Origin of the sequence: Cupriavidus sp. U2, from assembly GCF_009663685.2 — a bacterium.
GTDB lineage: Bacteria > Pseudomonadota > Gammaproteobacteria > Burkholderiales > Burkholderiaceae > Cupriavidus > Cupriavidus necator_C.
Genome location: NZ_RCOG02000026.1, coordinates 147,635 through 171,550 on the forward strand (window position 1 = coordinate 147,635; position 23,916 = coordinate 171,550).

A 23,916-nucleotide genomic window follows, 5' to 3' on the forward strand; every position below is an offset into this window, starting at 1 on the left:
CTAGCCGCGAATTCTATCTTCCCTGTCTGCGATGCTCCGGCATTCGGTACGCGGGTCGGCGGCGGTCAGTCCAGCTTGATGCCGACGCTCTTCACGACCTTCTCCCACTTCTGCGTGTCGCGGTTCACCAGTTGCGTGAATTCCACCGGACCCAGCGCGCTGGGCTCCATGCCCTGCTTGGCGATCGATTCGCGGATCGACGGCTGCGCCACCACGGCGGCAATTTCCTGGGCCAGGCGGTTGACGGTCGGCATCGGCGTGCCGCCCGTCGTAAAAACGCCATACCACGACACCACCTCATAGCCCGGCACGCCCGATTCGGCGATGGTCGGCACGTTCGGCATCGTTTCCACGCGCCTGGCGCTGGTCACGGCCAGGATGCGGACCTTGCCGGAATCGGCGCCGGCCTTGGCCGACGGCAGGCTGGCAAATGTCATCTGGGCCTGGCCGGCCATCACGTCCTGCATGGCGGGGGCATCGCCGCGATACGGAATATGCGTGATGGACACGCCCGCCATGCTCTTGAACAGCTCCGCCGACAGGTGCGAGATCGTGCCATTGCCGGGCGACGTCACGTTGAGCTTGCCGGGGTGGGCCTTGGCGTAGGCCAGCAGTTCCTGCACGTTCTTGACCGGCAGGTCGTTGTTGACCACCAGCGCGTTGGCGGACCTGGCCACCAGCGACACCGGCTGTACGCCCTTGACCGGATCGTAGGGCAGCTTGCTATAGATCGACGGCGCGATGGCCTGGCCGCCAACCGAGCCCAGCAGCAGCACCGAGCCATCAGGCTTGGCCCGCGCCATCTCGGCGGTGGCCAGCGTGCTGCCGCCGCCGGGCTTGTTCTCCACCACGATCGTCGTCCTGGTATTCAACTGGAATTGCGTGGCGACGGTGCGGGCGATGACGTCGTTGCCGCCGCCGGGCGCGAATCCGACCAGCATGCGGAGCGGGCCCGGGGGCAGTTCCTGGGCCACGGCAGGGATGGCGGCCGAGGCAGCGGCCACTGCGAGCGTGAGAGCGGGGACGATCTTGGAAAACAACATGGTTGATTCTCTAAAAGATGGGTGGATGAGTGCTCTCAGGATGAACTCGCTGTGCTGGTCCAACTGGCGGGGCGCGGTGTATCCCGGCTCCCGCTCATTTTGTGTAGGCGTGTGCTGCTGGCGTGGCCGGTCGGCCTTGCAATCCGGCCACGCGTGCCGCCATGTCGCGGCTTACTTCTTGAATCGCACCACGGCTTCCCGCGATGCCTGGGTCTGCGGCAACGTCGCAATTTCGCCAAGCGTCACCGGCTTGGTGGGAAACCGCAGGCGGTAGTAGCCCACATCGCGCGGATGCCGCTGCTGCTCGTCGGCGATCAGTTCGGTCACGGTCAGCCCGCAGAAGCGGCCCTGGCAGGGCCCCATGCCACAGCGCAGGAACGCCTTCAGCTGGTTCGGCCCCTGGCAACCGATGCGCGCGGCATGGCGTACCTGTTCGGCCGTGGCTTCCTCGCAGCGGCACACGATGGTGTCGCCCACCGGGCGGCGGAACTGCGGCAGCGGGCGGTACAGCACCTCGAAGAACTCGCGGCCACGCGTGGCGCGTGCCAGTTCGGCGCGCGGCTGGGCCGCCGTGCGGTCGCGCGTGGCGGTGCTGATGCGGCCCAGCGCAGCGGCCGCATGCGCGGCAGCGATACGGCCCCGATGCTCGGCGACGACGGCACCCGCAATGCCTGCGCCGTCGCCGGCAATGCTGACGTGCGGCACCGACGTGGCGCCCCACTCATCGACCTGCGGCTCCCAGCAATCCTGGCGGTCGTTCCACACATGCTCGGCGCCCACGGCGCGCGACAGGTTGGTGTTCGGCACCACGCCCTGGTGCAGCAGCAACTGGTCGATGGCGATGGTGCGGCGCTGGCCGCCGGCTTCGTAGCGCAGTTCGGCGACCTGGCCGCCGGGCCCCGCCACGGCCTCCAGCGCGGTCACGCCGCTGACGATGGGCACCGCCTTGCGCACGGCGCGCAGCAGCTTCAGGCCCTTGCCCAGGTAGGGCGAGCGCAGGAAGCCCCAGGCATGCGGCAGCGCCTGGCGCCATTGGCCGCTGGCCGTGGTTTCCAGAATGGCTGCCAGCTTCACGCCGGCATTCAGGTACTGCCAGGCCAGCAGATAGAGCAGCGGGCCGCCGCCTGCCAGCACGGTCCGCCCCTCGGGCACCACGCCCGATGTCTTCAGCAGGATCTGCGCGGCGCCGGCCGTGATCACGCCCGGCAGGGTCCAGCCGGGAATCGGGAATGGCCGCTCCTGCGCGCCGGTGGCCAGGATGAGATGGCGACAGTGCAGCAACGCGGCCTGCGGGTCCCGGCCGGCATGGGCGATCGAGTAGGCCACCTCGTAGCCGGCGGACTCGCCTGTTTCCGCTGCGTCCGGCTGGCCTTCGCGTGCATGGATCGACCACACGGTGGCGGCCGGAATATGGCGCGCGCCGCTGCGGGCAAACGGCTCCAGCAGGCGCAGGCCGTGCCAGTAGTCCTGGCCAAGGATGGCGCGGTTCTGCACCGGCGTGCTGCCGATGGCGCGATAGATCTGGCCGCCCGGTGCGGGTTGCTCGTCGATCAGCACCGTCGACAGGCCCAGTTCGGCGGCCTGGGTGGCGGCGGCCAGCCCGGCCGGGCCGGCGCCGATCACCAGCAGGTCGCACGTCGTGATATCGACCGTCATGCTGCCACCTCGCGTGCGCCAAGCTGGCGCTCCACCTTCATGCCGTCCTGCACGCGCGTCATGCAGGCCTGCTGGTTGGGCCGGCCGTCGATGCGTACCAGGCAGTCGTAGCACACGCCCATCATGCAGTACGGCCCGCGCGCGGCGCCCGATACGGCGGTGTCGCGGCAGGCCAGCACGCCGGCCGCAAACAGTGCGGCGGCGACGCTGTCGCCTTCGCGGCATTCGAGCGCGGTGCCGTCCACGGTGACCCGCACGCTGCGCGCCGTTCCTTGCAGCACGGCCGCGTCAATTCGTTTGAACATGGAATCTCCGGGTCGAAAAGGTGTCCAGCTCCGGCGCCAGCGCCCCGGCGGCGATCATCGGGGCCAGGTGCATGGCGTGCGTGGCGGCCAGCGTCACGCCGCTATGGCACGTGACAATGAACGCGCCGGGATGCGTGGCCGACTGCTCGTAGACCGGAAAGCCGTCCTTGGCGCGCACGCGCAGGGCTGACCAGGCGCGCACGGCGCGGACGTCGCGCAGCGCCGGCAGCGTCCGCACGGCGCGGTCGGCCAGCGTGGCCAGCACCGGCAGCGTGGTCACATGGTCGGCATAGCCGGCGTCTTCCTGCGAATCGCCGACCAGCCAGCTGCCTTCGTCGTTCTGGCGCAGCGTGACCAGCGGGGTGTCCAGCAGGCGGCGCGTGCGCTCCAGCACCAGGATCTGGCCACGCTGCGGCGCCATCGGCAGGTCGATGCCCACCATGGCGCCCAGGTCGCCGTTGCGCAGGCCGCCGGCCAGCACGATCTTGCGCGCCCGCACCTCGCCGTTCGGCGTGGTCAGCACGAAATCGCCGCCGGGCTGCTGCACGATATCGGTGACGCCATGGTGCGGCAGGTATTCGACCCCACTGATGCTGAACGCGGTATGGAACGCGCGCAGCAGCTTGAGCGGATTGACGATGCCGTCGTGCGGCGTCCAGATCGCGCCGGTCACGTCCGGGCCCAGGCCGGGCACCAGCGACGCCGCCTGATGGTGATCGAGCAGCTTCCACTCGTACGGCTCGACGCCGGGCTGGGACATCAGCGTATTGACCCACGCCAGGCGGGCTTCCACCTCGTAGTCGCCCATCAGCGGCGTGAGGCCGCCTTTCTGTTCCAGCGCGACGTCGATGCCGGTTTCCTTGAACAGGTCGGCCGCCAGTTGCGGCCACAGGCGCGTGGAATGCAGCGTCCAGCGGCTGTAGGCACCCATGCCGTAGCCCTTGCTCTGCAGCCAGACCAGGCCGAAATTGCCGCGCGAGGCGCGCAGGGCGATATCGCCCTCGTCCAGCACGGCGATGGTACCGACGCGATTGCGCAAGCCGTAGGCCACGGCGGAGCCGACCAGGCCGCCGCCCACCACGGCGACGTCGAATACGGGGTATCGGGGGCTGGAGGCCACCATCAGCGGCGCCTCCCGTGGGGATTGTGCGGGCCCTGGGCCCTGCTGGAATTCATGTCGGCTACTCGCAAGAATCGTGACACCACCGGCCATCTGGGACGATCTGGCCGGTGTGTCTGTCCGGACGAGTATTGCGGAGCCAGCACCCCGGACGCAAATACGAGTCTGTCAGGCGGTCATACCAAAACCTGATAGGGTGGCCGGCAGGGATGCCGTTTCGGTGGCGATCACCTCGATCATCCGTTCGGTGAACCGGTCCACCAGCACATTGGCCGGCCGGTTGCGGGCCAGCAGCAGGTAGCTGACAAACGGGATCTGCGGCCGGAATGGCCGGATGACGACTTCCGCGGCGTGCATGCGCGCAACCAGCGGATTGACGATGCCGACCCCCAGGCCCAGGCCGACCATCTTGCAGATGGTGGCACCGTAGGGGGTCTCGAAGTGCATCACGCGCCGGTCGTCGCTGGCGAACGCGGCATCCACGGCAGCGCGCAGGCCGTCGCCATGGCTCATCGAGATGAACGATTCCCCGGCCAGGTCGGCGGGCGTGATGGCATCGAGCGCGGCAAGCCGGTGTCCGGGCGGCAGCACGCAACAGCCCGACAGTTCGGCCACGGGCCGGGCTTCGGTCACGGCGGCGGGCGGCAGGAACGAAACCAGCCCCAGATCGCAGTAGCGGCTGCCGACCTGGTCGGCCACCAGCTGGGTGCTGCCGGTTTCCATGGCCACGTTGACGTCGGGGTACTCGGCATGAAACCGCTGCAGCACGAGCGGCAGCACGGTCATTGCCAGCGACGGCACGGTGGCAATGCGCAGGCGGCCCTTGCCGAACTGGCGGATATTGCGCGCGGCGTCCTTCAGCGCGTCAAGGCCGACGAAGGCGCGTTCGACCTCGCGCACGAAGGCCAGCCCTTCTTCGGTCGGATGCAGGCGCCCCGCCGTGCGCGTGAAGAGTGTCAGGCCGGTGGAGTATTCGAGCTGGGCGATGAGCCGGCTCACGTTTGGCTGCGACGTATAGAGCTCGGTGGCCGCCGCGGTCATCGAGCCGGACCGCATGACTGCCTGGAACGCGTGGATTTCCTTGAACTTCATGCCAGGGTCTTTGGATGGATGCTGCGGCGATGGTATAGCAAATCCGTATGGGAATCCCTGGCAGAACGATAAGCCGGTATGGGCTGCCTATGCAGTAGGCGGTCCAGGTGGCGCCGGAGGCTCCCAGAGGATGTCCTGCAGCGGGGCGCGCTTGCGCCAGCCTTCCTGCTCGAGCATCGGCGCCGCGTAGAAGGCCGGCACCGGCCCCAGGCAGAGCAGCCCGAATGGTTTTGCGCCGGGGGGCAGACCCAGTTCGCGCGCCAGGGCAGCGGGGTCGAACATCGATACCCAGCCCAGACCGAGATTCTCGGCGCGCGCGGCCAGCCAGAGGTTCTGCACCGCACAGGCGGCAGACGCCCACGCCATTTCGGCGGGCATGCTGCGGCGTCCGAATACCGTGCCGTCGTCGGGTGCCAGGATCACCGCCAGCAATTCGGCGCAGTCGCGCATGCCCTCCACCTTGAGCCGCAGGAATTCGGCGCCGCGTTCGCCCAGTGCCTGGGCCGTGGCCTGCCGTTCGGCTTCCACCAGCGGCGCCAGGCGCGAGCGCCAGGCCGGCGTGCTCAGGCGCATGAAGCGCCAGGGCTGCATCATGCCCACCGAGGGCGCCTGATGGGCGGCACGCAGCAGGCGTTCCAACTGGTCGTCGGGCAGTCGGGGCCCGGGCGTGAAGTGCCGGCAGTCGCGCCGCAGCGCCAGGATGCGGTACAGCGCGGCGCGCTCGGTATCGTCGACGTGAGGGCCGGGCCCGGTGTCTGCCATGTGTCTTGGGTAGGTTATGGGGTGTCGACGGGACAGGCGCCCGATGCGCAGTCGTCGGCAGCCGTGCTGGCCGGGTTGCCGGCGGGCAGGGCGGAAGGCTCCCCCTTGTCTGCACGGGAAGCCGCGCGCGCTTCGAGAATCAGTTCGGCAATATCGGCGCCCAGCGTGAGATCGTTGACCGAGCCGAAATACTGCCGGCGCAGCAGGCCATCCGCGTCGATCAGGATCAGCGTCGGCGTGCCGCGCATGGCGTAGGCCCGCATCGTCAGCGGCACGCCGCCGTGGCCGTCGGGCATATCCACCCCAACCGGGAACGGAATCCGGTACTCGTGCAGGAACGCGCGCAGCGCCGTCGGCGTCATGGCGTCGTGGTGCTCGAATACCGTGTGCAGGCCGACCACGGCCACTTCGGACGACTGAAACGTCTGATGGATCCGCAGCGCCTGCGGCAAGCCGTGCGACACGCAGCCCGGGCACAGCATCTGGAATGCTTCCAGAACGATGACCTTGCCGCGCAGGGCTTCGATGGACAGGGGACGGTCAGTGTTGAACCATTGCTGGACGGCCCAGGCGGGTGCGGGCTGTGGACGAAATTCGCTCATGGTAGGGATCTCCGGCTGCATGACTGCGGCAGTATGCGGCGGCGAAAACTCCGTGGGATGGCGATTCGTCCAGGAAAACAGCCCGTTCGTACGCGGGGGCGTGCGACGGGCTGCGGGGGTATCCCTTGGCGCGTTATTCCGGCTGGGAAGGTGTTTCGGGTGTGGCGGGTGTGACGTCAGGCGTAACGGCGGGCGACCCGGCAGGCGTGTCTGCCGCGGCGGCTTCCGGCTGCGGGGCGGCCTGCGCTTCAGCCTGGGAGGCGGCCGGCTGGGCAGCTTGCTGCGCCGCCGGCTTTGGCTGGGCCGGCTTCTGTTTCGGGCGGGCGGAGCGCAGCTGGCGGCCGCGTGCCGCATCGGCTTCGGTCACTTCGCCGGCCGGCTGGCCAGCCAGATCCAGACGCGGGGCGCCCTGCGTCAGGCAAGTCCAGTAGCGGGCGCCACGGCACCAGGTGCGGATCGCCTCGCGCAGTTCGGCTTCGGACAGGCCCAGTTCGGTGGCGTGCGTCAGCAGATCGTCGAAGATACCGATCTTGAGCGGCACCTTGGGCGCGGGGTTCTTCGGGAACGCCAGCGGGAATTTCTTTTGCAGCTTGCCGATATTGCGGACCACCGGATCGACAGGCGTCGCCGGCCTGGCCTGCTGTGCCGCCTGACCAGACGGCTTTGCGGCCGGCTTCGCCCCCGGTTTGGCGCCCGGCTTGTTCGGCCGCGACGGCTTGTTCGGCTTGGCGGCAGGCGCAGGCTGGCGCGGAGCCTTCTCGCGCGCCTCTTTCTTTGCCTGCTCGGCCAGTTTTGCCCTCAGTCCTGCCAGTTGTTCGAAACCCATTGCTCTAGCTCAGTAAACGACGCGGGATTATAGCGTGGATACCGGCCGTGGCCGGTTGTCGTCGGAAAATGCCGCCCCGGCGTCACCGGGAAGGCTGAAAGGGTCAGCGGATCTTGCCGAACCCGTCGGCTGCCCAGCGCCCGGCGCTCTCGCGCGTCAGGCGGAAATCGGGCCGCACATTGGTGGTGGCGAGTACGTCACCGAACGGGCTGGTGGCCGTCAGCGTGCCGAATGGCTCGAACTCGTCCGGCGTGATGGCCAGCTTGACGCTGATGACCTGATCGTCCACTTCAATCGTAATTTGCTTGTTAAGCTGCGCGTGCAACTGCTGCTCGTGGCGGCGGATTACCTCGGAGGCGGTCTTCACGAGAGTTTGGTGCGCAGTGGCATCGAGCGGTTTGGGATCGACCTTGTTGCGGCCCATGGTCCAGGGGCCGACCAGGGCAGGTTCGGCGCTGCCGTCGCGGATCATCTCGACGGCCCAGCCGTCGCCGTCCTCGTTCTTGATGACGCGCGCGGTCCAGCCCTTGTCGCGCCAGAGCCGGGGCTCGTGAATCTGATCGGGTTCGACGTGGGAGTCGGAAACCGTGGTGTCGGTGTGGGGCTGAGGCATGACGCGGAAAAGCTGGGCTGGGGAGCGGCTGTGGCCGAAAGGCTGGCATTCTAGCCCAGTCGCCAGCCCGCACCGTGCCGTCCGGGCACGTCTTGCATACCGCTTGCGATCATCTGGTCTGGACAGGATGGGGCGCTGGCGGTGCTGGTAATCCCATTGCGCGCTGCCGGATGGTGCCGTGTGCGCCATGTTGTTTGCCACGGCGGGCAGCATTGGGCGCCTGGCCCGCAGTCTGGAACACCGGGAAGTGGGGGCAGGGCATCCGCCCGAGGGGCCGCAATGTCGGTGCGATGCCTGACAAGGCCTAATTGGCGGGGTCAGAACAATCCTGATTGTCGCGAACGCCCGGGGTGTGATACAAGATAACTGCGCGCCCGCCATACTGGCGGCGTCGTCTTTATCTCGTTTTAGTTGGAATATTCAGAAAATGGCAACTGGTACCGTGAAGTGGTTTAACGATGCGAAGGGTTTTGGTTTCATCTCGCCGGATGACGGCGGTGAAGACCTGTTCGCGCACTTCTCCGAAATTCAGGGCAACGGCTTCAAGTCGCTGCAAGAAGGCCAGAAGGTCAGCTTCGAAGTGAAGCAGGGCCCCAAGGGCAAGCAGGCAGGCGCGATCAAGCCGCTGTAAATCCTCACGCATTGACTGCGTGATCTGCGGCGCCCCGCCTTGAAACGGGGCGCCGTATCACTTTTTGCTGCCGGGTTCCTGCTTAACGCTCCAGGAACAGCTTCAGCTTGTCGGCACGGCTGGGATGCTGCAGCTTGCGCATCGCCTTGGTCTCGATCTGGCGGATCCGCTCGCGGGTCACGTCGAACTGCTTGCCGACCTCTTCCAGCGTGTGATCGGACACCATGTCAAGGCCGAATCGCATGCGCAGGACCTTTGCCTCGCGCGGCGTCAGTGCGTCGAGTGCCTCGTCGATCGCCGCCCGCAGGTTGGCCTGAATCGCCGCTTCGGCCGGCGAGCTTGCCGACACGTCCTCGATCATGTCGCCGAGCGTTGCGTCGGCGTCGTCGCCCACCGGGGTTTCCAGCGAGACGGGCTGCCGCGCAATCCGCAGGATGCCGCGTACCTTTTCCTCGGTCATTTCCATGCGTTCCGCCAGCACCGCGGGATGGGCCTCCTGGCCGGTCTGCTGCAGGATTTCGCGTGAAATGCGGTTCAGCTTGTTGATCGTCTCGATCATGTGAACTGGCACCCGGATGGTGCGTGCCTGATCGGCCAGCGCGCGCGTGACGGCCTGACGTACCCACCACGTGGCATACGTCGAAAACTTCCAGCCACGCCGGTATTCGAACTTGTCCACGGCCTTCATCAGGCCGATGTTGCCTTCCTGGATCAGGTCCAGGAACTGCATGCCGCGGTTCACGTACTTCTTGGCGATGGAAATCACCAGGCGCAGGTTGGCCTCGGTCAGCTCGCGCTTGGCCTGCCGCATCTTCTGCTCGGCGGCACTCATCTGGCGGTAGATCTGCTTGAGCTGCTGCAGCGGCACCGAGACAGCGGTCTCGATATCGACCAGCTTGCGCTGGCAGGCCTGAATGGCCGGCAGGTGACGCTCCAGCGCCGGGCCGAACTGCGGCGACGTAGCCGCCATCTGGCTGGTCCAGCCGAGATCGGTCTCGCGGCCCGGGAACGACGCCACGAAGGCCTCGCGCGGCATGCTGCAACGCTCGACGGCGATCTCCAGGATGTTGCGCTCGATCGCGCGCACGGCGTCAACTTGTTCGCGCATGCTGGCGCACAGGCGGTCGATCATCTTGGCGCCGAAGCGGATCGGCGCCAGTTCGCGCTGGATCTCGGCAAGCACCTGCGCGACGGCCGCCGAGCGGGCCTTGCCCGTTACCGGGGTGCCGGGCAGTTTCTCGTACAGGGTTCGCACGCGCGCGAAAATCGCCAGGCTGTCGGCGGTCAGCTGCTCCAGGCGGGCGGCGTTTGCCTTTTCCGGGTTCGGGGTGTCCGAATCGTCCTCGTCATCGTCCGATTCGTCGTCGGACGCGCTGTCGTCGTCGGCATCGGCGTCGTCGGAGGCGTCATCGGCCGCACTGGCCATGTCGACGTCTTCCGCGCCGTCGTTGATGCCGTCAACCAGTTCGTCGATGCGCAGTTCGCCGGCGACGATGCGGTCCACGTCGGCCAGCAGCGCGGCAACGATGGACGGGCACGCCGCAACGGCCTGGATCATGTCCTGCAGGCCGCTTTCGATGCGCTTGGCGATCTCGATCTCGCCGGCGCGGGTCAGCAGCTCGCTGGCGCCCATTTCACGCATGTACAGGCGCACGGGGTCGGTGGTGCGGCCGAATTCGGAGTCCACGGTGGACAGGGCGGCTTCGGCTTCCTCGTACGCCTGGTCGTCCGATGTCGCAGCCGGGGCGGCATCGCTCAGCAGCAGCGTCTCGGCGTCCGGCGCCTGCTCGTAGACGGACACCCCCATGTCGTTGAACGTGCTGACGATGGTTTCCATCGCAGCCGTCTGCGTCACGTTGTCGGGAAGGTGATCGTTGATGTCCGCGTGGGTGAGGTAGCCCCGTTCCCGGCCAAGCGCGATCAGCGCGCGCATCTGGCGCTGGCGCTCCTCGTCCAGGCGCGCCGCCAGGGCGTGGTCCAGCGGGGCGGCGGTGGCCGGGGCCTTGCCGGCCGGCTTGCGGCGGGCGGTCTTCGAAATAGCCGTCGTCATGCGGGATGCGGAATCGTCACGAACCGGATTTGCCAATACATTCTCCTGGACTGGTGGCCGACGATCGTCGCGGACATGACCGTCGGTCAAGCCTGCGGGCGCGAACGAAATCGTGGAGTGGCGCACGGAACGTCGAGGCCGAATGCCTCCCGCAGAATCCAGTGTGCGCAAAATGGGGAACCGCGCATCATACTTGACGATGTTGTGCGGTGCAATAACCGGCGGCCCGCTTTTTGTCGCAAAAAGGGCCGACTAGGGCGCATTACAACAAAAAAACGCGGTTGGTGCTGTTCGCCGGTGACAGGTTCTGGTGTGGGGGCAGGCAAGGACATTTCAAGCCAAAGGATTGGCGATGACTCTGGCGACAGGTCTGGCGGATGCCAGGCGGTTTGACGCCATCGTCACCGGTACCGGGCAGGCCGGTCCTGCGCTGGCAGACCTCCTGTCATCGGCCACGCACAAAAAAAATGCCACGCGGCGGGGAACCGCGTGGCATCTGAAGTGAAGAGAGCAGGGGAGGGGTCAACCCTGAACTCCATTGGGTCGCCCGCATTGCACGGGCGACTGCAGTGTAAGAAGACAATTCTCATTCGAACATCGGAATCTTCTGAAATTCGGGTGCGACTTGTCTCAGTCGCGGCCGCCCGGTGTGGGCCGCTGCGCCGCCATGAACGCATCGATTTCTTGGTCCTTGGCTTGCCACTGATCGGCAAGCCAGTGGTGAAACGCCGACCGGAAAGCCTTGTCGGTCGCGTAGTCGGCGCCGCAAAAGTCGTCGGGTATAGGAATTTGCCGAATGCGGACGACGATCCGGCCGGCACGGCCGGAGGCAAGGTGCCAGAAGCTGGGCACGCCGTCCGGGTAGATGATCGTCGCGTCGATCATCGAGCGGAACTGGGTGCCCATGGCATTGAGCGTGGTGGCCAGCGCGCCGGCGCGGGGCTTGAGCAGGTGGCGATACGGTGACGATTGCGCCTGCCGCCGCGCTGCCGAAAACCGCGTGCCCTCGGCAAACACCATCACGCTGGTGGGCACCAGCCTGAATTTCTCGCAGGCGCGCCGCGCGGTGTCCTGGTCCTTGCGGCCCAGCGCCGGATTGCGACGCAACTGTGCCTTGCTGTACCGCTTCATGAACGGGAAGTCCAGCGCCCACCAGGCCAGGCCAATCACCGGCACGTAGAGCAACTGCTGCTTCAGGAAGAACTTCAGCAGCGGAATGCGCTTGTTCAGCACCCGCTGGAGCACAAAGATGTCCACCCACGACTAGTGGTTGCAGTTGACCAGATACCAGTCGTCCAGGCGCGAACCCGTATTGCCCTGAACGTCCCAGATTTGCGGTTGCAGCCGCGCGATCCAGCGGGTGTTCCGGGATACCCAGCCCGTTGCAATGCCGTTCAGCCAGGGATCCACGCGGCGGCGCACCGCTGGCGTCGGCACGGCCAGCTTGAGCAATGCCAGCGGCACGATCGGCACAAAGCAGGCCAGCGTGTTGAGCACGAGCAGCGTGGCGCTGAGCAGGCCGGTCAGCCATGCCAGGCGTTGCGGCCGGGCCTTCGACGGCTGCCGGCCAGCGGTATCGACAGATTCGGGTGGTTGGGGTGGTTGAGGCGGGAGCGATCCGGTGCGGGAAGCACGCCGTGAGGATGCGGACGAAGGGGAGGTCGAATTCATGTGCGCAAGTTTGCAAGAGCCAGAAGGCCGTCAATTTGTCCTCGATCAATTTGAAGACGTTGAAACTAAAGAATCGACGATGTGAGGGGGCGTTTCCGTGGCATGGCTGGATCGGATGATTCGTCCGATGAGGCGAACGCCCGGGCGAATCAACGCTGGCCAGCGTCGGGTGATGCTGGAGCCGATGCCGGGCCGGCCGGCTTTGGCGGCCCCGCATCCAGCAGCGCGGCGATCTCGGGGTCTCGCTGGCCGATGTCCCATTCGCCGGCGTTGACCTTGGCGAATTGCTCCATGCAGAGTTGCTCGACCGCTTCGGGCTGCTCATGCTCGAGGGCCACGCGCATCACGTCGAGCTGCTGGTTGGTAAAGCTGCCGATCAGCGTGGCGTGCTGGTCCAGCAGGGTCTGGTTGGCCTGCCGCTCGCTTTCGCTGGGGGCATTGGCGGCCGCGTCTTCGAGGCGCTGGCGATAGATGCGGGCCACGGCCAGCCGCGCCGCGTTGCGGTCCAGCCAGAGTGTCCACGCTGCTTCGACGGCCTTGCGCGCCTGGGGCGCATGCTCGACACAGAAGTCGACCGTATTGCGCAGCACGGCTTCGTCCATCTGGGGCACCAGCCCGGCGGACACGACAAGCTCGCTGCGGGCGTCGGGCTGCAAAGGCGGGACCGGCGGCGTCTGCGCTTCACGCGAGCATGCCGTTGTCACAAGGGCGGCCAGGGCGGTGACCAGCATCATCTGGATGGATTCGAGGCGGTACATCCGGGGCAGGTTGTCTGTCGATGGGCGGCATTCTACCGGCCGGGCGCCGCCGACCCTGCACAGCGGGCGCCACGGGGCGGGTTTCGGGGACGCCAGCGGGTAGAATGCCGCTCCTCCCGCATCCATCCCAGTGCACACGCAAATGGCAGTCACGCGCAGTAAGAGGCAGGCAACGCTGATCGGGCTCGTCGCGGTCCTTTTGTGGAGTTCGATCGTCGGGCTGATCCGGAGTGTCAGTGAAAGTTTCGGGGCCACGGGCGGCGCCGCGCTGGTCTATACGGTCGCTGCCGCACTGCTCTGGCTCACCGTGGGCCCGCCCCGCGCGCGGGTGCTGCCACGCGCCTACCTGATCTGGGGCAGCCTGCTGTTCGTGGCCTACGAGCTCTGCCTGTCGCTGTCCATCGGATACGCCAACACCGGCAGGCAGGCCATCGAGGTAGGCATGGTCAACTATCTGTGGCCGAGCTTCACGATGCTGGCCGCCATCGCCTTCAACGGCCAGCGGGCCAACTGGCTGGTGGTGCCGGGATTCCTGGTGGCCATCCTGGGGATTGCGTCGGTACTGGGCGGCGACCAGGGGCTGGACCTGGCCGGCATGGCCGGCAACGTGCGGGACAACCCGCTCAGCTATGGCCTGGCGTTCGCCGGCGCCCTGATCTGGGCCGCGTATTGCACCGTGACGAGCCGTATCGCGCAGGGCAAGAACGCCGTGACGCTGTTCTTCATGCTGACGGCGCTGACGCTATGGGGCAAATACCTGGTTACCGATGGCGAAACCATGGTGCTCGGGCTCAAGGGCGTCACGTACCTGGTGCTCGCGGCCTGTGCGATGGGGTTTGGCTATGCCGCCTGGAATGTCGGCATCCTGCACGGCAACGTCACCGTGCTGGCGGGCGCGTCGTACTTTATCCCGGTGATCTCGGCCGCGCTGGCGGCCGTGCTGCTGCACGCGCCGCTTTCCTTGTCGTTCTGGAAAGGCGCGGCAATGGTCTGCGCGGGGTCCATCCTGTGCTGGCTCGCGACGCGCGGCCGCAGCGCACCGGCATCGGCTGCAAGGCGATCCGGGGCGTGAGCACCGCCCGACAGGCACGCGCGGCGCGCCGGTCGGGCGCGCCGCGCGTACTCCAGCCGTCAGGCCCTCAGGCGCCTTGCGCCGTTGGCATCGGTCGCGCTGTTACTGGCACTGGCTGAGCGCGCCCGCAGCGTTGCTGTCGTCGCCGCGGAAGCCCAGCCACGAGCCTGGCCCGTTGGTGGATTTGCGCACGACGGCTGCGGACCCGGCTGGCGGTTGCTGACCTGGCACGTAGACATCGAATGCCTGGTCATTGGCCAGCATGTATTGCATCCAAACCTGCTGGTTGGTGGCATCCGCCCATTTCTGCCCGATGCATTGCGCGGCAGCCTTCGGCGCCAGCTTGCTTTCGCCAACGGCTCGCGTGGTGGGCGTTGGCGGCGGGGTGTAGGGGGCGGGCATGTTGGCGCAGCCTGCAAGCGTGGCCACGGCCAGTACGACGATGACGGGATACTTCATATTATTGACTCCATATCCGATCGTGGAATGCACCGACGGCCTGCCCATCGGTTGGGGTGCCGGCCGGTGCGTCTGGGTGTGCGGTACGCAAGCGATACTCCACGTCGTACCAGATACGAGTCTAGGCGCCAGATCCCCGATACGCCTATGCCCTGTGCGCCATCTCGCCGTGTCGGTCTTTGTCTGATCCTGAAAACTGCCTTTGGGGAAACTTTCGGGCGCGGCAGGCGTCGCTATCTGCATATCCGTGATGCAACAGCGCAGGGGGCGTGACAGATGAACATGGCAATCGTGGCGAGTCATCCGTGGTTTGGCACGGCGATGGGTGCCGTTGCCGCCATTCTGCTCGGGCTGCTCGCCCACCGGCTGGGCGGCCTGCTGCTGTTGCGGATGACCCGCCATACCCCGGTGCTGCACGCGATGGTGGTCAAGGCACGCGTGCCCGCCAAGGCGGTGGTGCCGCTGTTCCTGCTGCAGACCACCTGGCAGGCCGCGCCCGACGACCTGGCCTGGATCAACAGCGTCCGGCATCTGAACGGCCTGCTGATGATCGTGTCGATGACCTGGCTGCTGGTGCGCATCATCGCCGGGTTCGCGCAGGGTGTGCTGGACCAGCACCCGGTCGATGTGGCCGACAACATGGGCGCGCGCCGCATCCACACCCAGACGCGCGTGATCTCGCGGATCGCCATGACGCTGGTCATCGTGATGGGCGCGGCCATGCTGCTGATGACGTTCCCGGGCGCCCGGCAGGTGGGCGCGAGCCTGCTGGCATCGGCCGGCGTGGTCGGCCTGATTGCCGGTTTTGCGGCCAAGCCGGTGTTCAGCAACATGATCGCCGGGCTGCAGCTGGCCCTGACGCAGCCGCTGCGGCTTGACGACGTGCTGATCGTCGAGGGCGAATGGGGGCGCGTGGAAGAAATCACCAGCACCTACGTGGTGCTGCAGATCTGGGACGAACGCCGCCTGATCATTCCGCTGCAGTACTTCATCGAAAAGCCATTCCAGAACTGGACCCGCAACAGCGCCCAGATCATGGGCTCGGTGTTTTTTCACGTGGACTACGGCATGCCGCTGGCGCCGTTGCGCGAGGCACTGACGCGCATCGTCCATGCGCGTCCCGAGTGGGATGGCCGATTCTTTAATCTCGTGGTCAGCGACACCACAGACAAGACGATGCAGTTGCGCGTGCTGTGTACCGCGGCGTCCTCAGGACTTGCGTGGGACCTGCGCTGCGCCGTGCGTGAGGCACTGATCGATTTCATGCAGCGCGAGTATCCGCAGTTCCTGCCCAGGTTGCGGATCGAGGGCGACGGGGACCGGCCCGCGGTGCAGCCCGTGCAGTCGGGGCCCGCCTGATCGTTCGCCAAAAAAAAACAGGCTGCTTCCCAAAGGGGAAAGGAAGCAGCCTAATGTGCCGGAACGGAAAGTCATTGGCCGAATGACGCTACTGGCCAAACATTAACCATGCATTAATCCGCGTGCACAGGCGCCCGCCTGATCGCGTAATTTTTCGTCCGTTTGCAAATCGGCAACGCTGTACCTGATCGATACTCACAAAGCGTTGACTCGTTTGGAGCGCTGCCTCTACACTCGCCGGCAAAGGTTCCTCGCGGCTAGGGTCAGCCGGAAAGAACGGGAGCAAAAAAATGGGCAAGCATAGCCCCACAAGGCAGCCGGGTCGCGGACGCATGTTTGCGCCTGCGCCAAACGGGATTATCGGGATCGTCGGGATTATCGGGTCGGGCAGGGGGGCCACTTCACGCGCCCGCGCGCCGTCGTCCGGCTTCACGCTGGTCGAACTGATGATCACGGTCGCCATCATCGGCATCATCGCCGCATTCGCATTTCCCTCGTATACCAGTTATGTCGTCCGCGGCAACCGCGCGGCCGCCGAGTCCTACATGCTGGAACTGGCGAGCCTGCAGGAGCGGTTCATGGTCGACAACCGCGCCTATGCCGCCAGCCTGGCGGCGCTGAACGCCCCGGCCACGCCGGCCAGCGTGTCGGCGTACTACCAGATCACCGTGACCGCCACCGCGACGCCGCCGGCCTATACGATCACGGCCGCGCCAATCGGCAGCCAGGCGTCGCGCGATACCAGCTGCGGCACGCTGGCCTTGACGCAGGCCGGCGACAAGAGCGCCACCGGCGCTGCCGGACAGGCCGGCTGCTGGAGATAAGCATGCCGGTCAATCTGGGATCAGCAACCCGCCGGCGCCGCATGGCCGGGACGAATGGGCAGGCCAGGGGCTTTACCCTGGTCGAACTGATCGTGACGCTACTGGTGCTGACCATCCTGTCCACCATGGCGGCGCCTTCGTTCCAGCAGTTCATTGCCGGCCAGCGCCTGCGCAATGCCGCCAGCGACCTGGCGTCGGCGGTCACGCTGATGCGCAGCGAGGCCGTCAAGCGCAATGGCATCACGACGCTGTCGGCCAATGGCACGTGGTCGGCCGGCTGGGTCGTCACGGCCGGCACAGAGCGCCTGCGTGCCTATGGCCCCTATACGGATATCACCGTCAGCACGGCAGGCGGGAACTCGTTGTGGGTCGGCAACGATGGCCGGCCCGGCAACGGCAGCCAGACGTTTCAGGTTTCGATGGCGGGCACCGGCACGTCGAACGTCGTCTGTATCCAGATCAACGGCACCGGCCGGGTGGCCACTGTCAGCGGAGCCTGCTCATGAACACGTCCGTCCGTACTCGCCGGTGGCGGCGTTCCGGCGGCCAGCGAGCCTCGCAGCGCGGGACGACGCTGATCGAGGTGCTGGTCTCGGTGGTGATCGTGCTGGTGGCGTTGCTCGGCACAGCCGGGATGATCGCGCGCTCGGGCCAGACGGAAATGGAGTCGTACCAGCGTGGGCAGGCGTTGACGCTGCTCCAGGACATGGTGGCGCGGCTCAACGCCAACCGGCAGGTCATCGGCTGCTACGCAAGCGGGCCAAACGCCACCGTGGCAGGCAGCACGACAGTGCCGCCAGCCGCGTGCACGGTGGGAACCAACGCGCAACGCGCGGTGGCCGCCGCTGACCTGGCGACATGGGGCGCGGCCCTGCAGGGCAGTGCCGAGACCGATGGGGGCAACAAGGTGGGCGCGATGATCGGTGCGCTGGGCTGTATCGAGGCGATCGATCCCGCCACGCAGACGTACCGCGTCACGGTAGCCTGGCAAGGCCTGGCCAAAACGGGGGCGCCGGCGTTGCCGTGCGGGCAGAACCAGTTCGGTAATGACGCGAACCGGCGGGCGGTCAGCGTGCAGGTGCGTATCGGGGTGCTGTCATGACGCGGCACATTCCCGTGCGACACATCGCGCCGATGCGCCGCCAGCGAGGCCTGTCGCTGGTGGAACTGATGGTGTCGATGACGCTTGGCCTGCTGCTGATCACGGCGCTGGCGACGCTGTACTTCAATACCAGCCGTGCGCGCAATGCGTTTTCAAACAGCGCCGAGCAGATCGAGAACGGCCGTTACGCGCTGGACATCATGAGCCGCGAGGTGGAACTGGCCGGTTTCTTCGGGCCTGCCAACGTGGCGGCCGGCGCGCTGGTGTCGGCCCCCGACCTGTGCGCGACCGACCCGGCGTCGCTCGGCTTCTCGGCGTCGCCCGCCACCGTGCCGCTTGCCGTGCAGGGCTTCGCGCCGGGCGCCGTGGCGCCATGCCTGCCCAACCTGCTGGCCGGATCGGAGATCCTGGCCGTGCGGCGCGTCAGCACCACGCCGGTGTCGGCCGCGGTGGTCGGGACGCCATACCTGCAGGCTTCCTACTGTGCCGACGACATGGCATCGCTGGTATTCGATGCCAGCGCGCCGGCGTTCAAGCTGCGCACCAAGGCCTGCGACAGCACGGTGCCGTCCGAACTGCGTGCGGCGGTGGTCCGCATCTTCTATCTGGCCGGATGCGACCTGTGCACCGGCGCCGGCGACGGCAAGCCAACGCTGAAGATGGCGGAACTGTTCAATGGCGGCTTCCGCGTGCAGTCCGTGGCCAACGGCATCGAGGACATGCACCTGTCGTACGGGGTCGACCTCGACGGCAACGGCGCGCCGGACTGCTACGTAGGCGACCCCGGTGCCGACCACTCGGCAGATTGCACCGGTGCGCCCGCCTACGACTGGTCCGTGCCGCTGACGAACTGGCGCAACGTGACCGCCGTGCGGGTCCAGTTGCTGGCCCGCACCGCCGTGGTGACCAGTGGCTGGACCGACCAGCGCACCTACGATCTGGGGCGGGCCCAGGCAAGCGGCCCGTTCCGGGATGGATACAAGCGCCACGTCTATGCGGAACTGGCCCGCGTGGCCAACATCGCCGGTTCCCGGGAGTCCCAATGAGTCCGATCCGACATCGCCAGCATGGCGTCACGCTGCTGATCACGCTGGTGTTCCTGGTCGTGTTCCTGATGTTGACCATCTCGCTGGTGGGCTCCAGCGTGGTCAACACCAAGGTGGCGGCGAACCAGCAGTACGGCGTGGAGGCACGTCACGCCGCGCAACAGGGGATCGAGCAGGTCATCAGCCAGGACTTCACGGCGGCGCCGGTGGCCAGGACCGTGCCTGTCGACGTGACTGGCGACGGCAAGGCCGACTACACCGTGCAGGTCGCCGCACCGGTCTGCGAGACCAGCAAGCCGGTCAAGAATATCGAACTCGACGAGAACAATGCCGACGATGTGTCCTGTTTCGTGGGCAATGGCAACAACAACACCGGCATCGTGACCGGGAGCGGCGGCGGGGGCGGCAATTCGCTCTGTAACGGGACCCAGTGGGACGTGGCCGCGACGGTCAGCGATACCGCCGTGACCGCCAGCCGCACCACCCTGCATCAGGGGATTGCCGTGCGGGTGCCGTATGGCACCGCATGTCCGTCGTGACCATGGCCCGGCCGATTGCCTGACCGATCGCCAAACCGTTTTCCAGCTAGCTGTCTTCTTCCGGGCTCCGCACTCATGCGCATCTCTTCTCTTTGTCTGGCCCTTGCCCTGAGCCTGGCCACGGCGGCATCTCCAAGCCTGGCCGAGGATATCGACCTCTACACCGGGCTGCAGCCCCAGGCGGGCAAGCCCAACGTGCTGATCATCCTCGACAATGCGTCGACGTGGGATGCCTCCGCCAGCTTCACCTGCTCCACGGACGGTGTGGTCAGCAGCAACAACGCCGGCAAGGACGTCGGCGCGCTGCAGTGCGCGCTCTATAACGCGATCAACTCGATCACGACGTCGCCCACGCTCTACGGCAACATCAACATCGGGTTGATGATGTTCGGCACCGGCAACAACGCAGGCGGCAAGATGCGCTATCCGGGCGCGGCGCCGTACAAGTTGCCGCTGATGGACAACAACGGCATCTCCGCATTCCTTGCCTACCTGAAGTCGATCGACCGCCAGGCCGACAATTCGAACAACTCGCAGGTAGGCGGCGCGATGCAGGAGGCCTGGGCCTTCTTCTCGGGCAACACGGGGCTGTCCGGCACCAAGTACACGTCGCCGATCGACAATCCGTGCCAGCGCAACTTCATCATCTACATTGGCAACGCGGTCAACAACGGCAAGCCGCAGGACACCGGACAGAACGCCTTCGATTCACTGGTCAGCGCCGGCGCCACCAAGGCGCAGCAGCAGGAAATCGTGCTGGCCACCAACGCCAAGTACCAGAGCAGCTGGGGGGACGAGTGGGCGCGGTTCCTGAACCAGACCGATGTGCTGGGCAACATGGACAACCGCCAGAACGTGACGACGTACACGATCGCGGTGACCGACAACAACAACCCTGACTACGTGCAGCTGGCCCAGAGCATGGGCACCAACGGCGGGGGCAAGTCCTATACGGTGCAGCTTGGCGATGCCAACGGCCTGGCGGCCGACCTGATTTCGATCTTCAATGAGGTGCAGGCCGTGAACAGCGTGTTCGCGTCGGTCAGCCTGCCGGCATCGGTCAACGCGCAGGGGCAGTTCCTGAACCAGGTGTACATCGGCATGTTCCGGCCCGACGCCACGGCGGCACCGCGCTGGATGGGCAACCTGAAGCAGTACAAGGTGGGCTACGACAAGACCGGAAAGCTCGTGATGCAGGATGCGACGGGCGCATCGGCCATCAGCAACGCCCAGACGGGGTTCGTGTCGGCGAACGCGGTGAGTTTCTGGACAGCCGACGCGCCGCTGTCGTTTTCAGGTGGCAAGTATGGCGGCACGGTCAAGAACTGGCCAAGCACGGGCTACTGGCAGAACAGCCCGTCAGGCACGGGGTGGAAGCTCGATACGCCCGACGGGGAAATCGTCGAAAAGGGCGGCGTCGGCGAGATGATGCGCGTGCAGTGGCTGACCAGCCAGGACTCGCGCACGCTGCTGACCTGCAATGGCGTGGGCAATTGCCCGGTGTCGGCCGCGTTCCCGAGTTTCGATGCGTCGAATAGCTGGCTGACGGGCTCGACCGGGCTGGCGGCGTTCAATGGCGGCACCAATGGCGGGGCCACGATCACCGCGACCGAATTGCCCAAGCTCATTGCCTGGATGCGCGGCCAGGACGAGGCGGCCGTCGACAGCAAGAGCATCGCCGGCATCGAAAGCGAAACGGGCCCGGGCTCGCCCGTCACGGTGCGGTCATCGATCCACGCCGATGTGCTGCATTCGCGCCCGGCCGTGGTCAACTATGGCGGCACCACGGGCGTGGTGGTGTTCTACGGCACCAACGACGGCGTATTCCACGCCGTCAACGGCAACCAGACACAGGGCATCGGCACGGTGCGGCCCGGCGGCGAGCTGTGGGGCTTCGTTGCACCGGAATTCCTGGACAGGCTGAGCCGGCTCTACACCAACTCGCCTGAAGTCAAGCTGTCGACAGCGCCGGCAGGCATCTCGCCCGAGCCCAAGCCGCGCGACTACTTCTTCGATGGCAGCACCACGGTGATGCAGGACCAGCGGGACCCGGCCAATCCCCGCGTGATGCTGTACCTGACCGCGCGGCGCGGAGGCCGGCTGGTCTATGCGCTCGATGTCACCAACCCCGCGAGCCCGCGCTTTGTGTGGAAGCGGTCCAACGCCGATATCCCGGAACTGGGGCAGACCTGGTCGCAGCCGAAGGTGGCACGCGTGCGCGGCAATACGAATCCGGTGATCATCATGGGCGCCGGCTACGATCCGGCCGAGGACAGCGATCCGTCGCCTGGCGTCGATACCATGGGCCGGGGCGTGCTGGTGCTGGACGCCTACACGGGCAACATGGTGTGGTCGGCGCAGCCGTCCTGCATGGGCGCCACCGGCGCCTGCACGGCGGTGCCCGCACTGACCCGCTCGATTCCGTCGGACGTCACCACGCTTGATCGCAACGGCGATGGCTACGTGGAGCGGATCTACGTCGGGGATGTGGGCGGCAACGTCTGGCGGGCCGATTTCGAAACCGCTGGCGGCACCGCGCCGGCCAACTGGACGATGAACAAGCTCGCCGCGCTGGGCGGCGCGGCCAATACCAACAGTGCGCGCAAGTTCTTCTATGCGCCCGACGTGATTTCCACGCGCGGCTACGACGCGGTGTCCCTGGGGTCCGGCGACCGCGAGCATCCGCTCTATTCGGCCTCCGCCACGCCCGGCACGGCCTACAACGTGGTCAACCGGCTCTACATGATCCGCGATACCAACACGTCGCGCATGCCGTCCACCTGGACGCCGTTGACAGAGGCGAGCCTCGTCGATGCCACGACGGCCGGCTACGACGGTTCGCGCTCGGGCTTCTACATCACGCTGGTGAATCCCGGCGAAAAGGCCGTGAACGCACCGCTTACCGTCGCCGGCTATACCAGCGTCGGAACGAACACGCCCTCGGTGCCCAAGGCCGGCGTCTGTTATCCGAACCTTGGCACGGCGCGAAGCTATTCGTACAGCTTCCTGACCAGCGCGGGGCTGAATCCCGACCGCTCCATCATTCTGGATGGCGGCGGGTTCCCGCCGTCGCCGGTATTCGGCGTGGTGAGCGTCGACAAGGACGGGCAGCCCGTGGTGGTGCCGGTGCTGTTCGGGGTGGGCAACCAGAACAGCAGCGCCGGCGGCGACGACAAATCGGCGCTGGGCGTGCAGAAGGTGTCGCTGACCGGCGTGGGCAAGCGCAAGCGCATCTACTGGTATCCCGAGACCGACCAGAAGTAAGCCGACGGCCTGACGTACCCGGCCCGTAAAAGAGAACGGGCAGCCCACGCTGCCCGTTCATCCGTCGGGACTCCCCCCGTTACGGCGCGACTGCCACCTTCCCCTCCATTTCCCGATCGATCTGCTGCTTCTGTTGCAGCGTCTGCTGCTGGCGCAGTGCCTCGGTCGTGGTGCCTTGGCCGTTTGGTGCCCAGCCCGGAGGCATCGTCAGGTAGCCGATGGCGCTCGCCAGGCTGCCCGATGCCAGCATGTCCTTGCCCAGGCTGATCCAGTGTTCGAACTGGTTGACCAGTGGGTTGTGCGTGGTGGTCGGGTGGACCAGGCCGAAGCGGCACGGTTCGTCGTCGCGCTCTGCCACGTAGGTGCCGAACAGGCGGTCGAACAGGATCAGCACGCCGCCGTAGTTGGCATCGAGGTAGTCCACGTTGGAGGCATGGTGCACGCGGTGCGCCGACGGGGTGTTGAACACGTATTCGAGCCAGCCGAGCCTGGGAATCCAGGTGGTGTGCAGCCAGAACTGGTACAACAGGTTCAGGCTCAGCGTGGCCAGTACCACCTCGGGGCGCACGCCCAGGAACACCAGCGGCGCGAAGAAGATGGCGGTGCCGGTGATCTTGCCGGTCCAGCCCAGGCGATACGCGGTGCCTAGCGTCAGTTCATTGGGCGAGTGGTGCACGGCGTGCGTGGCCCAGAAGAAGCGGATGCGGTGCGAGGCGCGGTGATACCAGTAGTAGCAGAATTCCTGGCCGACGAAGAGCAGCAGCACGGCCAGCGCGCTGTTGATCTCCATCGTGAAGATGCGGTGCTGCCAGGCCAGTGCAAAGATCGGCGTGGCCAGCGACAGCGGAAGGAAGGCCATCAGCTTGCGGCCGATCATGTCGACCAGCGACAGGCCCATTTCATGCCACGGATAGGTCTTGCCTTGCTGGCGGGCCTTGCGGGCCAGGAACGCGGCTTCGACCATCGACGCGGCGACGATGACGCCGGTGGCCAGGAGGGTGATTTGATGAAGTTGCATGATCGTCCTTTCGGTTTGGCGGTGACGATGGCGTAGCTCTCGCTGCGTCGGTGAGCCAAATGTAGGAGGCGATCGGGCGGGGCGCCATGCGCGAAGTATGTCGC

At 66.5% G+C, this 23,916-nt stretch carries 22 protein-coding genes and 1 pseudogene; 9 read left to right on the forward strand and 14 right to left on the reverse strand.

The annotated features are described in order from the left end of the window. Positions 1 to 65: 65 nt before the first annotated feature. From D9X30_RS19230 to D9X30_RS19270, 9 genes are all read right to left on the reverse strand, one after another. Positions 66 to 1,043 carry a Bug family tripartite tricarboxylate transporter substrate binding protein gene (locus D9X30_RS19230; RefSeq protein ID WP_228770912.1) on the reverse strand — a complete coding sequence of 326 codons (978 nt, stop codon included), beginning with the start codon at positions 1,041 to 1,043 and terminating at the stop codon, positions 66 to 68. 171 nt (positions 1,044 to 1,214) lie between these two features. Next, positions 1,215 to 2,699 carry an FAD/NAD(P)-dependent oxidoreductase gene (locus D9X30_RS19235; RefSeq protein WP_228770911.1) on the reverse strand — a complete coding sequence of 495 codons (1,485 nt, stop codon included), beginning with the start codon at positions 2,697 to 2,699 and terminating at the stop codon, positions 1,215 to 1,217. Beyond that, a complete protein-coding gene (locus D9X30_RS19240) occupies positions 2,696 to 3,004 on the reverse strand; it encodes a (2Fe-2S)-binding protein (protein ID WP_228770910.1) in 309 nt (102 codons plus the stop codon). The genes D9X30_RS19235 and D9X30_RS19240 overlap by 4 nt, the downstream gene beginning before the upstream one ends. Continuing rightward, positions 2,988 to 4,127 (reverse strand): NAD(P)/FAD-dependent oxidoreductase, encoded by a 1,140-nt coding sequence (locus D9X30_RS19245; RefSeq protein ID WP_194946515.1) that lies wholly within the window; start codon positions 4,125 to 4,127, stop codon positions 2,988 to 2,990. Before D9X30_RS19245 ends, D9X30_RS19240 begins: the two co-directional genes overlap by 17 nt. A 165-nt stretch (positions 4,128 to 4,292) precedes the next feature. After that, positions 4,293 to 5,216, reverse strand: a complete 924-nt coding sequence (locus D9X30_RS19250; RefSeq protein WP_153947946.1) for a LysR substrate-binding domain-containing protein — start codon at positions 5,214 to 5,216, stop codon at positions 4,293 to 4,295. Positions 5,217 to 5,303: 87 nt separating this feature from the next. Continuing rightward, complete coding sequence (bluB, locus tag D9X30_RS19255) at positions 5,304 to 5,978, reverse strand: 5,6-dimethylbenzimidazole synthase (protein ID WP_153947945.1); 675 nt, start codon at positions 5,976 to 5,978, stop codon at positions 5,304 to 5,306. Between the two features lie 14 nt (positions 5,979 to 5,992). Then, positions 5,993 to 6,580: a redoxin domain-containing protein gene (locus D9X30_RS19260; protein WP_153947944.1), complete on the reverse strand. Its 588-nt coding sequence runs from the start codon at positions 6,578 to 6,580 to the stop codon at positions 5,993 to 5,995. Between the two features lie 133 nt (positions 6,581 to 6,713). Next, complete coding sequence (locus D9X30_RS19265) at positions 6,714 to 7,406, reverse strand: ProQ/FinO family protein (RefSeq protein WP_153947943.1); 693 nt, start codon at positions 7,404 to 7,406, stop codon at positions 6,714 to 6,716. Positions 7,407 to 7,509: 103 nt separating this feature from the next. Continuing rightward, complete coding sequence (locus D9X30_RS19270; RefSeq protein ID WP_153947942.1) at positions 7,510 to 8,019, reverse strand: hypothetical protein; 510 nt, start codon at positions 8,017 to 8,019, stop codon at positions 7,510 to 7,512. Between the two features lie 427 nt (positions 8,020 to 8,446). Here D9X30_RS19270 and D9X30_RS19275 point away from each other — a divergent pair, with 427 nt between their 5' ends. Then, positions 8,447 to 8,650 (forward strand): cold-shock protein, encoded by a 204-nt coding sequence (locus D9X30_RS19275; protein WP_066740354.1) that lies wholly within the window; start codon positions 8,447 to 8,449, stop codon positions 8,648 to 8,650. A gap of 82 nt (positions 8,651 to 8,732) precedes the next feature. On the opposite strand, the gene rpoD is transcribed toward D9X30_RS19275, so the two are convergent. From rpoD to D9X30_RS19290, 3 genes and pseudogenes are all read right to left on the reverse strand, one after another. After that, positions 8,733 to 10,700: an RNA polymerase sigma factor RpoD gene (gene rpoD, locus D9X30_RS19280; RefSeq protein ID WP_153947941.1), complete on the reverse strand. Its 1,968-nt coding sequence runs from the start codon at positions 10,698 to 10,700 to the stop codon at positions 8,733 to 8,735. A 630-nt stretch (positions 10,701 to 11,330) separates the two neighbouring features. Next, a pseudogene (yihG, locus tag D9X30_RS19285) lies at positions 11,331 to 12,236 on the reverse strand (1-acylglycerol-3-phosphate O-acyltransferase, YihG family). Positions 12,237 to 12,520: 284 nt separating this feature from the next. Beyond that, the gene (locus D9X30_RS19290) at positions 12,521 to 13,129 is read right to left on the reverse strand and encodes a hypothetical protein (RefSeq protein WP_153947940.1); all 609 of its coding nucleotides are present in this window, start codon (positions 13,127 to 13,129) and stop codon (positions 12,521 to 12,523) included. A 142-nt stretch (positions 13,130 to 13,271) separates the two neighbouring features. Between D9X30_RS19290 and yddG the strand changes: the two genes are divergently transcribed. Then, positions 13,272 to 14,201, forward strand: coding sequence for an aromatic amino acid DMT transporter YddG (gene yddG, locus D9X30_RS19295; protein ID WP_153947939.1), 930 nt, complete (start codon positions 13,272 to 13,274; stop codon positions 14,199 to 14,201). Between the two features lie 102 nt (positions 14,202 to 14,303). Here yddG and D9X30_RS19300 read toward each other — a convergent pair whose 3' ends face one another. Then, entirely contained in the window at positions 14,304 to 14,660 is a 357-nt protein-coding gene (locus D9X30_RS19300; RefSeq protein WP_153947938.1) for a hypothetical protein, read from the reverse strand. Positions 14,661 to 14,936: 276 nt separating this feature from the next. Here D9X30_RS19300 and D9X30_RS19305 point away from each other — a divergent pair, with 276 nt between their 5' ends. The 7 genes from D9X30_RS19305 (at position 14,937) to D9X30_RS19335 (ending at position 22,794) form a co-directional block, all read left to right on the forward strand. Beyond that, positions 14,937 to 16,019 carry a mechanosensitive ion channel family protein gene (locus D9X30_RS19305; protein ID WP_153947937.1) on the forward strand — a complete coding sequence of 361 codons (1,083 nt, stop codon included), beginning with the start codon at positions 14,937 to 14,939 and terminating at the stop codon, positions 16,017 to 16,019. 290 nt (positions 16,020 to 16,309) lie between these two features. Continuing rightward, the gene (locus tag D9X30_RS19310) at positions 16,310 to 16,843 is read left to right on the forward strand and encodes a type IV pilin protein (RefSeq protein ID WP_153947936.1); all 534 of its coding nucleotides are present in this window, start codon (positions 16,310 to 16,312) and stop codon (positions 16,841 to 16,843) included. Positions 16,844 to 16,884: 41 nt separating this feature from the next. Then, positions 16,885 to 17,349, forward strand: a complete 465-nt coding sequence (locus D9X30_RS19315) for a GspH/FimT family pseudopilin (RefSeq protein WP_153948063.1) — start codon at positions 16,885 to 16,887, stop codon at positions 17,347 to 17,349. Further along, positions 17,346 to 17,945 carry a type IV pilus modification protein PilV gene (gene pilV, locus D9X30_RS19320; RefSeq protein WP_153947935.1) on the forward strand — a complete coding sequence of 200 codons (600 nt, stop codon included), beginning with the start codon at positions 17,346 to 17,348 and terminating at the stop codon, positions 17,943 to 17,945. Before D9X30_RS19315 ends, pilV begins: the two co-directional genes overlap by 4 nt. Beyond that, entirely contained in the window at positions 17,942 to 18,991 is a 1,050-nt protein-coding gene (locus D9X30_RS19325) for a PilW family protein (RefSeq protein WP_153947934.1), read from the forward strand. The genes pilV and D9X30_RS19325 overlap by 4 nt, the downstream gene beginning before the upstream one ends. Beyond that, positions 18,988 to 19,530 carry a pilus assembly PilX family protein gene (locus D9X30_RS19330; protein WP_153947933.1) on the forward strand — a complete coding sequence of 181 codons (543 nt, stop codon included), beginning with the start codon at positions 18,988 to 18,990 and terminating at the stop codon, positions 19,528 to 19,530. Before D9X30_RS19325 ends, D9X30_RS19330 begins: the two co-directional genes overlap by 4 nt. A 75-nt stretch (positions 19,531 to 19,605) precedes the next feature. Further along, positions 19,606 to 22,794, forward strand: a complete 3,189-nt coding sequence (locus tag D9X30_RS19335; RefSeq protein ID WP_153947932.1) for a pilus assembly protein — start codon at positions 19,606 to 19,608, stop codon at positions 22,792 to 22,794. A 79-nt stretch (positions 22,795 to 22,873) separates the two neighbouring features. Here D9X30_RS19335 and D9X30_RS19340 read toward each other — a convergent pair whose 3' ends face one another. Further along, positions 22,874 to 23,812: a sterol desaturase family protein gene (locus tag D9X30_RS19340; RefSeq protein ID WP_153947931.1), complete on the reverse strand. Its 939-nt coding sequence runs from the start codon at positions 23,810 to 23,812 to the stop codon at positions 22,874 to 22,876. Between the last annotated feature and the right edge of the window lie 104 nt (positions 23,813 to 23,916).

Excerpts from the sequence above, each read along its gene's own strand:
- D9X30_RS19260 (WP_153947944.1), bottom strand. The coding sequence starts at position 6,580 with ATGAGCGAATTTCGTCCACAGCCCGCACCCGCCTGGGCCGTCCAGCAA.
- D9X30_RS19240 (WP_228770910.1), bottom strand. The coding sequence starts at position 3,004 with ATGTTCAAACGAATTGACGCGGCCGTGCTGCAAGGAACGGCGCGCAGC.
- D9X30_RS19245 (WP_194946515.1), bottom strand. The coding sequence starts at position 4,127 with ATGGTGGCCTCCAGCCCCCGATACCCCGTATTCGACGTCGCCGTGGTG.
- bluB (WP_153947945.1), bottom strand. The coding sequence starts at position 5,978 with ATGGCAGACACCGGGCCCGGCCCTCACGTCGACGATACCGAGCGCGCC.
- D9X30_RS19325 (WP_153947934.1), top strand. The coding sequence starts at position 17,942 with ATGACGCGGCACATTCCCGTGCGACACATCGCGCCGATGCGCCGCCAG.
- D9X30_RS19275 (WP_066740354.1), top strand. The coding sequence starts at position 8,447 with ATGGCAACTGGTACCGTGAAGTGGTTTAACGATGCGAAGGGTTTTGGT.
- D9X30_RS19235 (WP_228770911.1), bottom strand. The coding sequence starts at position 2,699 with ATGACGGTCGATATCACGACGTGCGACCTGCTGGTGATCGGCGCCGGC.
- D9X30_RS19340 (WP_153947931.1), bottom strand. The coding sequence starts at position 23,812 with ATGCAACTTCATCAAATCACCCTCCTGGCCACCGGCGTCATCGTCGCC.
- D9X30_RS19230 (WP_228770912.1), bottom strand. The coding sequence starts at position 1,043 with ATGTTGTTTTCCAAGATCGTCCCCGCTCTCACGCTCGCAGTGGCCGCT.
- D9X30_RS19300 (WP_153947938.1), bottom strand. The coding sequence starts at position 14,660 with ATGAAGTATCCCGTCATCGTCGTACTGGCCGTGGCCACGCTTGCAGGC.
- D9X30_RS19250 (WP_153947946.1), bottom strand. The coding sequence starts at position 5,216 with ATGAAGTTCAAGGAAATCCACGCGTTCCAGGCAGTCATGCGGTCCGGC.
- D9X30_RS19330 (WP_153947933.1), top strand. The coding sequence starts at position 18,988 with ATGAGTCCGATCCGACATCGCCAGCATGGCGTCACGCTGCTGATCACG.
- D9X30_RS19290 (WP_153947940.1), bottom strand. The coding sequence starts at position 13,129 with ATGTACCGCCTCGAATCCATCCAGATGATGCTGGTCACCGCCCTGGCC.
- D9X30_RS19310 (WP_153947936.1), top strand. The coding sequence starts at position 16,310 with ATGGGCAAGCATAGCCCCACAAGGCAGCCGGGTCGCGGACGCATGTTT.
- D9X30_RS19265 (WP_153947943.1), bottom strand. The coding sequence starts at position 7,406 with ATGGGTTTCGAACAACTGGCAGGACTGAGGGCAAAACTGGCCGAGCAG.
- D9X30_RS19315 (WP_153948063.1), top strand. The coding sequence starts at position 16,885 with ATGGCCGGGACGAATGGGCAGGCCAGGGGCTTTACCCTGGTCGAACTG.
- yddG (WP_153947939.1), top strand. The coding sequence starts at position 13,272 with ATGGCAGTCACGCGCAGTAAGAGGCAGGCAACGCTGATCGGGCTCGTC.
- D9X30_RS19270 (WP_153947942.1), bottom strand. The coding sequence starts at position 8,019 with ATGCCTCAGCCCCACACCGACACCACGGTTTCCGACTCCCACGTCGAA.
- D9X30_RS19305 (WP_153947937.1), top strand. The coding sequence starts at position 14,937 with ATGAACATGGCAATCGTGGCGAGTCATCCGTGGTTTGGCACGGCGATG.
- rpoD (WP_153947941.1), bottom strand. The coding sequence starts at position 10,700 with ATGACGACGGCTATTTCGAAGACCGCCCGCCGCAAGCCGGCCGGCAAG.
- D9X30_RS19335 (WP_153947932.1), top strand. The coding sequence starts at position 19,606 with ATGCGCATCTCTTCTCTTTGTCTGGCCCTTGCCCTGAGCCTGGCCACG.
- pilV (WP_153947935.1), top strand. The coding sequence starts at position 17,346 with ATGAACACGTCCGTCCGTACTCGCCGGTGGCGGCGTTCCGGCGGCCAG.